This window comes from Streptomyces sp. NPDC029956 (assembly GCF_055574655.1).
The window spans coordinates 79,601-87,764 of record NZ_JBVHZJ010000003.1 but is presented as its reverse complement, the minus strand read 5'-3'; the positions used below and the strand labels follow the sequence as shown (position 1 = coordinate 87,764).

Sequence of the window (8,164 nt, the reverse complement as noted above, 5' to 3'; positions counted from 1 at the left end):
CCCCTCCCCACCCCCCCCCCCCCCCCCCCCCCCCCCCCCCCCCTTCCCCCCCCCCCCCCCCCCCCCCCCCCCCCTCTCCCGCCGTCATACGGTCACCACGCGGGTGGGACGGGCAGGACTAGAAGAGGTTGAACTTCTGGAACCCGCCACCGATCCGGACCGGCGCCTTGAACGGAGCCGAGGCGTTGCCCGTACCCAGGTACTTGAACAGGTCGCCGTTCGCCTTGCGGGCGAGCAGGTCCGCCTTGCCGTCGAGGTTGATGTCACCCGTCGACAGCACCCGGTCGTAGGTGTTCCAGCCGGAGCCGACCTTCGTACGGCCGGTGAAGGGGGCCTTGTAGTTGCCCGTGCCCTTGTAGAGCCACAGGACACCCGTCTTGTCGCGGGCGACGACGTCGGGCTTGCCGTCACCGGTCAGGTCGCCCTGGCCGGCGATCTGGGTGTACGCGTTCCAGCCGCCACCGACCCGCACGCGGGGGGTGAGGGTGCCGTTCGGGTACGAGAGGTAGCTCCACAGCACGCCGGTCTTGTCGACACCGAGCAGGTCGGCCTGCTTGGCACCGCCGACGTTGCCCGGCGAGAGGACCGTGGTGTAGATGTTCCAGCCGCGGCCGACGACGTTCCCGTCGATGTCCTCGCTGTCGGTCGAGTAGAAGTCCAGCCGACCGTTCTTGTAGACGGTCCACTCGGCTTCGCCGTGACCGTCGTTGTCGTTGTCGGCGACGATGATGTCGGCGACGGCGGCGACCTTGTCCAGCGGGCCGATCGTGTCGATCTCGTCGCCGATCGGGTACCAGACCTGGAGTTCCTGGGTCGTCTTGTTGGCGCCGTACATCTCGAAGGTGGGCTGCACCGGCAGCTCCGTGCCGGCGGCGGAGGCCGTACCGGCCACCGTCGCGGTCGCGACCGCGACGGCCGTGGCGACGAGCGCGCCCTTGAGCGCACGACGACGTCGAATGATGGTCATCAGGATTCCCCCCTGGGACTCTACGGCGGCGCGCTGCACGCGCCGCTGATCTTGAAATCTTGCCACAGCTGTTCGAAATTTGGCGAAATCTTGAAGAGCCTGTGGGCAGGACGTGAAGGTGCTCAAACAGCCTGCGCCTAGAGCAGGTTGTAGATCTGGAAGCCGTGGCCGATCTTGACCGGCTTCTGGAACACGGCCGGGGCGCTGCCCGAACCCGAGTACCGGAAGAGGTCGCCGTTCGGCTTCCGCGCGACCAGGTCCGTCCGGCCGTCGAGGTCGAGGTCGCCGACCGACAGCAGCCGGTCGTAGACGTTCCAGCCGGAGCCGCCCGTCCTTGTCGTCGGCTCCGCTCCGGGCTCGACGGCGGGCGCACTGGTCGTGTGCCGCCGGAGGCCGGAAGCCTCTCACGAGGGTGCGACAAGGCCCGGACCAGGGGCCCGGGCCGTGTCCCCGTGGAGCTTGGGGTACCTCGCGAGGGAAGGGCCGCCCCTCAGATCAGGAGCACGATCCGGCCCGGCCGGTGGCCCGCCTCCGCGCGGCGGTGGGCCTCGGCGACCTCCTCCAGCGGCATGACGTCGGCCACCCGGGTGATCAGCTCGCGGGCAGCGACCTTCTCCAGCGTCTCCTTCAGCCGGGCGGCGTCCGGGTGGGCCCGGACCACCTCGACGCGGATGTTCCGCTCTGCGACCGGAATCCGGTCGGGAGCGATCGCGGCGAAGGCACCGCCGTCCTTCAGGAGCGGGAGGGACCCGCCGCCGAAGAGCGCACCGTCGAAGATCCCGTCCACCCCCTCCGGGGCGGCCTCCCTCACCCGGGCGGCCACCTCCTCGGGCGTGCCGCGCGGTACGGCGTGGTCCGCGCCGAGGATCTTCAGTTCGCTCTCGTCGCCCTCGTGGGCGACGGCCACGACCCGCAGTCCGGCCGCATGGGCGTACTGGACCGCGAAGCGGCCCACCACGGCACTCGCACCGGTCACGAGCAGCGTCGACCCCGCAGGGAGCGCCAGCCGGTCGAGGCCCTGCTGGGCGGTGGCCGAGGCCAGCGGGACGGACGCGGCGACGGTGAACTCCACGTCGTCCGGGATCGGGGCCAGCCAGGCCGGATCGACCCAGACGACCTCGGCGTACGTGCCCTCGCCGGTCAGCTCCTCGTACCAGTTGATGTACCCGGCCACACGAGTGCCTTCGGCCATCCCGGGCACGGGATCGAGCAGCTTCCCCGCGAAGTCCGTCCCCAGGACGAAGGGGGGCTTGAGGTCGCCGACCGCGCCGGCGTACAGACCGGCCCGGATCCGCACATCGGCCTGGTTCACACCGGCGGCCTTGAGCCGTACGCGCACCCTGCCGGGGACTTCCCCGGCCACCGGCTCGGGCCGGCGGGCCATTCTGAGGACCTCGGGTCCGCCGTAGGCGGTCACTTCGACGACACGCATGGGGTTCTCCTCAGACTGAAGGCCCCCTCGTGGCCATTACACCCACGCTCCACACCCCCGGCAACCTCTGATGACCCACCTGCGCAGGGCCCGGTCGGCGAAGGAGCCGGGTCGACGGAGAAGCCGGGGCGCGGCCCGGTTGACGGAAGGGCGAACTCCAGGAGGCGGGAAGCGACGTACCCGCCGTCCCCGTACACACGTCCGTACCGTCGCGCGGGTGGACTGGCTTACCGCTGAGAACATCATCGCCGTGGTCACCGCGCTGATCGGCGTCCTCGTCTCGATCGCCGCCATCTGGGTCCAGTGGTGGGTTCCGCGCCGGCGCCGGATCGGCTACCGCGTCCAGCTCGACACGTCCATCGGCGCCGGAGCCGCGGCCAGCAGCGCCGTGACCGGCCCCGGCGCGACCGTACGGCGCGGGTACTTCGACACGACCCAGGATCTGACCGACGCCACCATCGTCCTGCTCCGGATCGAGAACGACGGCGGCCTGGCCATCGGCGGCGACGACTACACGGACGGGGGCAGCACCGGACTCACCGTGCGGTTCGCCCACCCGGACGGCACCGGCCCCGGCCGCCAGATGAAGGCGATCGTGGTGACCGCCCCCGGCCACCCCGGGCTCCTGACCCACTTCGACGCCGCCTGGCAGCCGGCCGTGGGGGTCGGCTCCATCCGGCTGCCCAAGGTGCCGCTCAACCGGGGCGCCCACTACAAGCTGCTCGTCCTGCTCACCGGCGGTCCGACGGGTGCCCCCGTCGTCGTCGAGGGCACCCTGGACGACGGCGTCGTCCACGTCAACCACAGCACGACCCCCGACGACAAGGCGCCCCTCTTCAGCCGGGTCGCGCGGACCGTCACCCTCACCCTCACGCTCTGCATGATCGCCCTCGCCGTGATCATCGTCCGGGAGCGGACCCCGCCGCCGATCGGCTGCGCCGAAGGCAGCCTCACCGTCATCGGGTCGACGGCCTTCGCACCCGTCGTACGGGAACTCGCGAAGAAGTACGAGAAGGACTGCGAGGGCGCGACCGTGAGCGTGGAGGCGCACGGGTCGACGTCCGGGATACGGCGGCTGGCCGACGAGGGCGCGAAGACCGCCAAGGGCTCTCCCTCCGTCGTCGCCCTGTCCGACGGGCGCAAGCCGGGCGGCTTCCCCGAGCTGCGGGAGAGCATGGTCGCCGTCTCCCTCTACACCCTGGTCCTCAACGACGACGTGCCCGTGGACGACCTGACCCTGGACCAGATCCGTCGCGTCTACCGGGGCGAGATCAGGAACTGGGGCGAACTGGTGCCCGGCACGGACCGGCCGGTCCTGCTGGTCAGCCGGGACGCCAGCTCCGGCACCAGGGAGGTGTTCCAGCGTCGGGTCCTCGGGCGCAACGAGCCCGCCAACTCCTCCCAGGACTGCCGCACCAGCAACGACCCCGAGTCGAAGGTCATCCGCTGCGAACTCGACTCCACGGAACAGGTCCTGTCCACCGTGGCCAGGCTGCCCGGCGCGATCGGCTACACCGAAGTCCGCGAGGGCACCGGCCTGAAGGGCCTGCACCGGGTGGCCATCGACGGCCGCAGACCGGTCCTGGACGAGCTGGGCGAGTCGAGCTACCCGTACCGGGAGATCGAGTACGCCTACACCTGGCGCGAGCCGGGGGCCGACTCGCCGGCCGCAAGCTTCCTCACGTATCTGCGCTGGGGCAGCGGCCAGGACATCATCCGCGCCCACGGGCACCTGCCCTGCTCGACGCCGAAGGGGCTGCGGATCTGCGGGGAGGGCTGACCGCTCACCCCCGGTCCGGCATGCGATCGGCAGAGACTGCCGACCCCCGTTCTGGCATGCTCTGACGACGTGGAGCCATTGAACGCGGAAGACCCGGTCAGCATCGGCCCGTTCCGTCTGCTCGGCCGCCTCGGGGTCGGGGGCATGGGCCGGGTGTTCCTCGCGCGTTCGGCCGGCGGACGGACGGTCGCGGTGAAGGTCGTGCACGCGGAGCTGGCCGCCCAGGACGAGTTCCGGCGCCGGTTCGCCCGCGAGGTCGCCTCCCTCGAACGGGTCGGCGGCACGGGCACCGCGCCCGTCCTCGGCTCGGACACCGCGGCCCACGCGCCGTGGGTGGCCATCGGCTACGTACCGGGACCGTCGCTGCGGGCCGTGGTCGGCGACGAGTTCGGGCCCCTGCCGCCCGCGACCGTGAAGGCGCTGGCCTCCGGTCTCGCCCGCGCCCTCGTGCACATCCACGCCGCCGGGCTCGTGCACCGCGATCTCAAGCCGTCCAACGTCCTGCTCACCGTCGACGGGCCGCGGATCATCGACTTCGGCATCGCGCGCGCCGTCGACACCGTCGCCGACGGCGGCAATCTGACCACCACCGGCGCGGTCGTCGGCTCCCCCGGCTTCATGTCGCCCGAACAGGTGCGGGGCGACCGGCTCACCCCGGCATCGGACATCTTCTGCCTCGGCTCGGTCCTGGCGTACGCGGCGACCGGCCGCTCCCCCTTCGGCACGGCGGACAGCGGCGTGCACGCGACCATGTTCCGGATCGCCCACGACGAGCCCGACCTGACGGATCTGGCGCCCGAGCTGACCGGGGTGATCCGGGCCTGCCTCGCCAAGGACCCGGCCGCGCGGCCGTCGGCCGCCGAGATCGCGGAGACGCTGCCGATCCCCGACCCCTGGCTCCCGGCGGACGTCCTGGCCCGGCTCGGCCGGCACGCGGCGCGGCTCCTGGAGGCCGAGACGGAGAGCGCGACGGGAACGGGGAGCAGGGCCGGCACGGGTACCGGTGGCGGTGGCGTCGCCCGTGCCGACGGGGACCCGACCCCGCCCACGCCCCTCCCGTCCACCGCCTCCACGGCCCCCCGGCCCCACCAGGCGGGGCGCCCGCGCCGGACGGCCCTGGTCGCCGGGCTCGCGGCCGTCGCGGTGGCGGCCGCCGCCACCCTCACGTACACCTTCTGGCCCGACCCGAGCGCCGGTATCGACGACCAGAAGAACCGCCCGAGCGGCACGGGCAACGTCGCGGCCCGGCCCGCCGGCATCGTCCCGGCCGCCTTCCTCGGCGCCTGGGAGGGCGTCATCCAGGGCTCGCCGGACCACCCGCGGGAGACCGCCCGGTTCGAGATCAGCCAGGGAGCGGCGGGCGCCAAGAACGCGGTCTACGTCCAGGTCGCCGAGAACCGCCTGTGCATGGGCCGCTCCCGGCTCGTCTCCGCCGACGAGGACAAGGTCGTCTTCGGCGAGTCCGTCGTGACGACCAGCGTGCCCGCCCAGCGCTGCGTCCCCGCCGCGCACCAGACGCTGACGCTGCGGTCCCCCGACGTCCTGGAGTGGACCTCGGGCACGGCGAAGGCCACCTTCCGCAAGGCACCGACCGGCACCGAGGTCGTCCCCGCCCGCTTCCTCGGCACCTGGTCGCGCATCCCCGCCCCGGAGATCTACGGCGAGAACGACGAGCGCTACACCTCGCAGGTGACGATCACCCAGGGCCCGGTCGGCGCCCCCGTGGTGAACACCCTCGACGGCTATCCGCGCACGGTCGACGGCGTACTCCTGGACGAGGACTGGTCCTGCGGCACCACGGCCGTCCTCGCGGGCGTCGGCAACATGCTGATCATCGGCCCCGCCACCCGGGACACCAACGCCTGGGACCGCGAATGCCAGGAGGGCCTCTCGCGCTACCTGCGCGTCGACAAGCTGAACGGCAAGGACCGGCTCCTCGTCTACCCGATGCTCGACGGCGAACCGAACGAGTACTACCGCTCGTAGGAGGCGGTCGGCGGCGGCTTCCCTGCCTCCCCCGGCTTCCCTGCGCTCCCCGCCTTCCCCGCCTCCCCCGACCGCCCCGCCGCCTCGGCGTACGCGCGGACCAGAGGCCGGGTGTCGTCCGCGCGGTGGGCGAGGACGAGGTGGCTCGGGCCGATGCCGTCGACGGGGCGGGTGACGACACCTTCGCGGACGAGGAGCGGGGCGTTGCCGGCCGCGACCAGACAGATGCCGAGGCCGCCGACGAGGGCCTCGTACGTCTCGTCGACGCCGCCGATCTCCGCGCCGACGACCGGCGGGCGGCCGCCCCGGGAGTCCAGCGCCAGCCAGTGGTCGCGCAGTTCGGGGCCGGCGGCCGGCAGGGCGAGGAAGGGTTCGTCGAGGAGGTCCGCGAAGTCGAGGCGCTCGCGGGCGGCCAGCGGATGGGCCTCCGGGAGGGCGACGAGCCGGGGTTCGGCGGCCACGACGACCCAGCGGAAGCGTTCCGGCGCGGGCAGCGGCAGCCAGACGAACGCCACATCGCTGGCACCGTCGGCCAGGCCGGCCGTCGGGTCCTCCCACCCCACCTGGCGCAGCTTGAGCACCGCCTCCGGGTGGGCCTCGGTGAAACGGGAGCGGATCGCGGGCAGCAGCCCGCCCCGCCCGGGGCTGGTGGACATGCCGACGACCAGCGCGGACCGCTCGGCGGAGCGGGCCCGCCGCACGGCCCCGTCCGCCTCCGCCCACGCGGCGAGCACGGCGCGGGCGTGCGGCAGGAGGGCCGTACCGACGGGGGTGAGGCGGACACCGTGCCGGTCACGGTCGAAGAGGGGCGCGCCGAGCTGCCGCTCCAGGGCCCTGATCTGCTTGCTGAGCGCGGGCTGGGAGACGTACAGACGCTCGGCGGCCCGGGTGAAGTGCAGCTCCTCGGCGACGGCGACGAAGTACCTCAGATCCCGGCCGTGCACGTCCATGGTCATGCCCATGGGCTATCACAGCAGATCTTGGACCGGCAACGACCTTGTGGCACAGGCTGGTTGAGGCATCGCAGAGAGACGAGAACGAGGAAGAGGGATTCCCATGAGCAAGGTCTGGCTGATCACGGGCGCCAACAGCGGTTTCGGACGCGCCTTCGCCGAGGCGGCGATCGCGGCCGGCGACATCGTGGTCGCCGCGGCCCGCCGCACCGAGACCCTGGACGACCTGGTCGCCGCCCACCCCGACCAGGTCGACCCGGTCGCGCTCGACGTCACCGACACGGCGGCGGTCGACACGGTCGTCGCGGAGGTCGCCGAACGCCACGGCCGCATCGACGTGCTCGTCAACAACGCGGGCCGCACGCACGTCGGTTCGGTCGAGGAGACCTCCGACGCCGAGCTGCGTTCCCTGTTCGACGTCCACGTCTTCGGCCCTGCGGCGCTGACCCGCGCGGTCCTGCCCCACATGCGGGCCCGTCGCTCGGGCGCGATCGTGCAGCTCAGCAGCGTCGGCGGCCAGATCTCGATGGCGGGCTTCGGCGCGTACAGCGCGACGAAGTTCGCCCTGGAGGGCATGTCCGAGGCGCTCGCGGCGGAGGTACGGCCGCTGGGCATCGACGTCCTGATCGTCGAACCGGGCGCCTTCCGCACGAGCCTCTTCGGCAACCACAGCCTGAGCGGCGACGGCATCGCGGACTACAGGGACACGGTGGGCGCGACCCGCGCGTTCGTGGAGACGGGCGGCGGTCTGCAGGAGGGCGACCCGGCGAAGGCGGCCGCGGCGGTCCTCGCCGCCCTGAACGCCGACGAGACGCCGCTGCGGCTGGCCCTGGGCGACGACTCGATCGACACGATCCTGGGGCACCTGGACCAGGTCCGGTCGGACGTGACGACCTGGGAGAAGGTCGGACGGGACACGAAGCTGGACGGCTGACGGCTGACGGGCTGGTGTGGTGGGGGGGGGGGGGGGGGGGGGGGGGGGGGGGGGGGGGGGCGGGGGGAGGCTCCGACAGCCCGACACGGCGCCGCCCCGCCTCGTATCCCCC

General features: G+C 72.8%; 7 protein-coding genes. 3 read left to right on the top strand and 4 right to left on the bottom strand.

Annotation, left to right across the window (positions count from 1 at the left end):
- Positions 1-118: 118 nt before the first annotated feature.
- From ACZ4XX_RS02880 to ACZ4XX_RS02870, 3 genes are all read right to left on the bottom strand, one after another.
- Positions 119-967: an FG-GAP repeat domain-containing protein gene (locus tag ACZ4XX_RS02880; RefSeq protein ID WP_468506220.1), complete on the bottom strand. Its 849-nt coding sequence runs from the start codon at positions 965-967 to the stop codon at positions 119-121.
- A 137-nt stretch (positions 968-1,104) separates the two neighbouring features.
- The gene (locus tag ACZ4XX_RS02875) at positions 1,105-1,263 is read right to left on the bottom strand and encodes a hypothetical protein (protein WP_468506376.1); all 159 of its coding nucleotides are present in this window, start codon (positions 1,261-1,263) and stop codon (positions 1,105-1,107) included.
- Between the two features lie 194 nt (positions 1,264-1,457).
- Positions 1,458-2,399 (bottom strand): NADP-dependent oxidoreductase, encoded by a 942-nt coding sequence (locus ACZ4XX_RS02870; RefSeq protein WP_468506219.1) that lies wholly within the window; start codon positions 2,397-2,399, stop codon positions 1,458-1,460.
- Between the two features lie 217 nt (positions 2,400-2,616).
- Between ACZ4XX_RS02870 and ACZ4XX_RS02865 the strand changes: the two genes are divergently transcribed.
- A complete protein-coding gene (locus tag ACZ4XX_RS02865; protein ID WP_468506218.1) occupies positions 2,617-4,179 on the top strand; it encodes a substrate-binding domain-containing protein in 1,563 nt (520 codons plus the stop codon).
- 69 nt (positions 4,180-4,248) lie between these two features.
- Positions 4,249-6,165, top strand: a complete 1,917-nt coding sequence (locus tag ACZ4XX_RS02860; RefSeq protein ID WP_468506217.1) for a serine/threonine-protein kinase — start codon at positions 4,249-4,251, stop codon at positions 6,163-6,165.
- Here the strand turns inward: ACZ4XX_RS02860 and ACZ4XX_RS02855 are convergent.
- A complete protein-coding gene (locus ACZ4XX_RS02855; RefSeq protein ID WP_468506216.1) occupies positions 6,153-7,121 on the bottom strand; it encodes a LysR family transcriptional regulator in 969 nt (322 codons plus the stop codon). The genes ACZ4XX_RS02860 and ACZ4XX_RS02855 overlap by 13 nt on opposite strands.
- Before the next feature lie 100 nt (positions 7,122-7,221).
- On the opposite strand from ACZ4XX_RS02855, the gene ACZ4XX_RS02850 reads away from it, so the two are divergent.
- Complete coding sequence (locus ACZ4XX_RS02850; protein ID WP_468506215.1) at positions 7,222-8,052, top strand: oxidoreductase; 831 nt, start codon at positions 7,222-7,224, stop codon at positions 8,050-8,052.
- Positions 8,053-8,164: the final 112 nt, after the last annotated feature.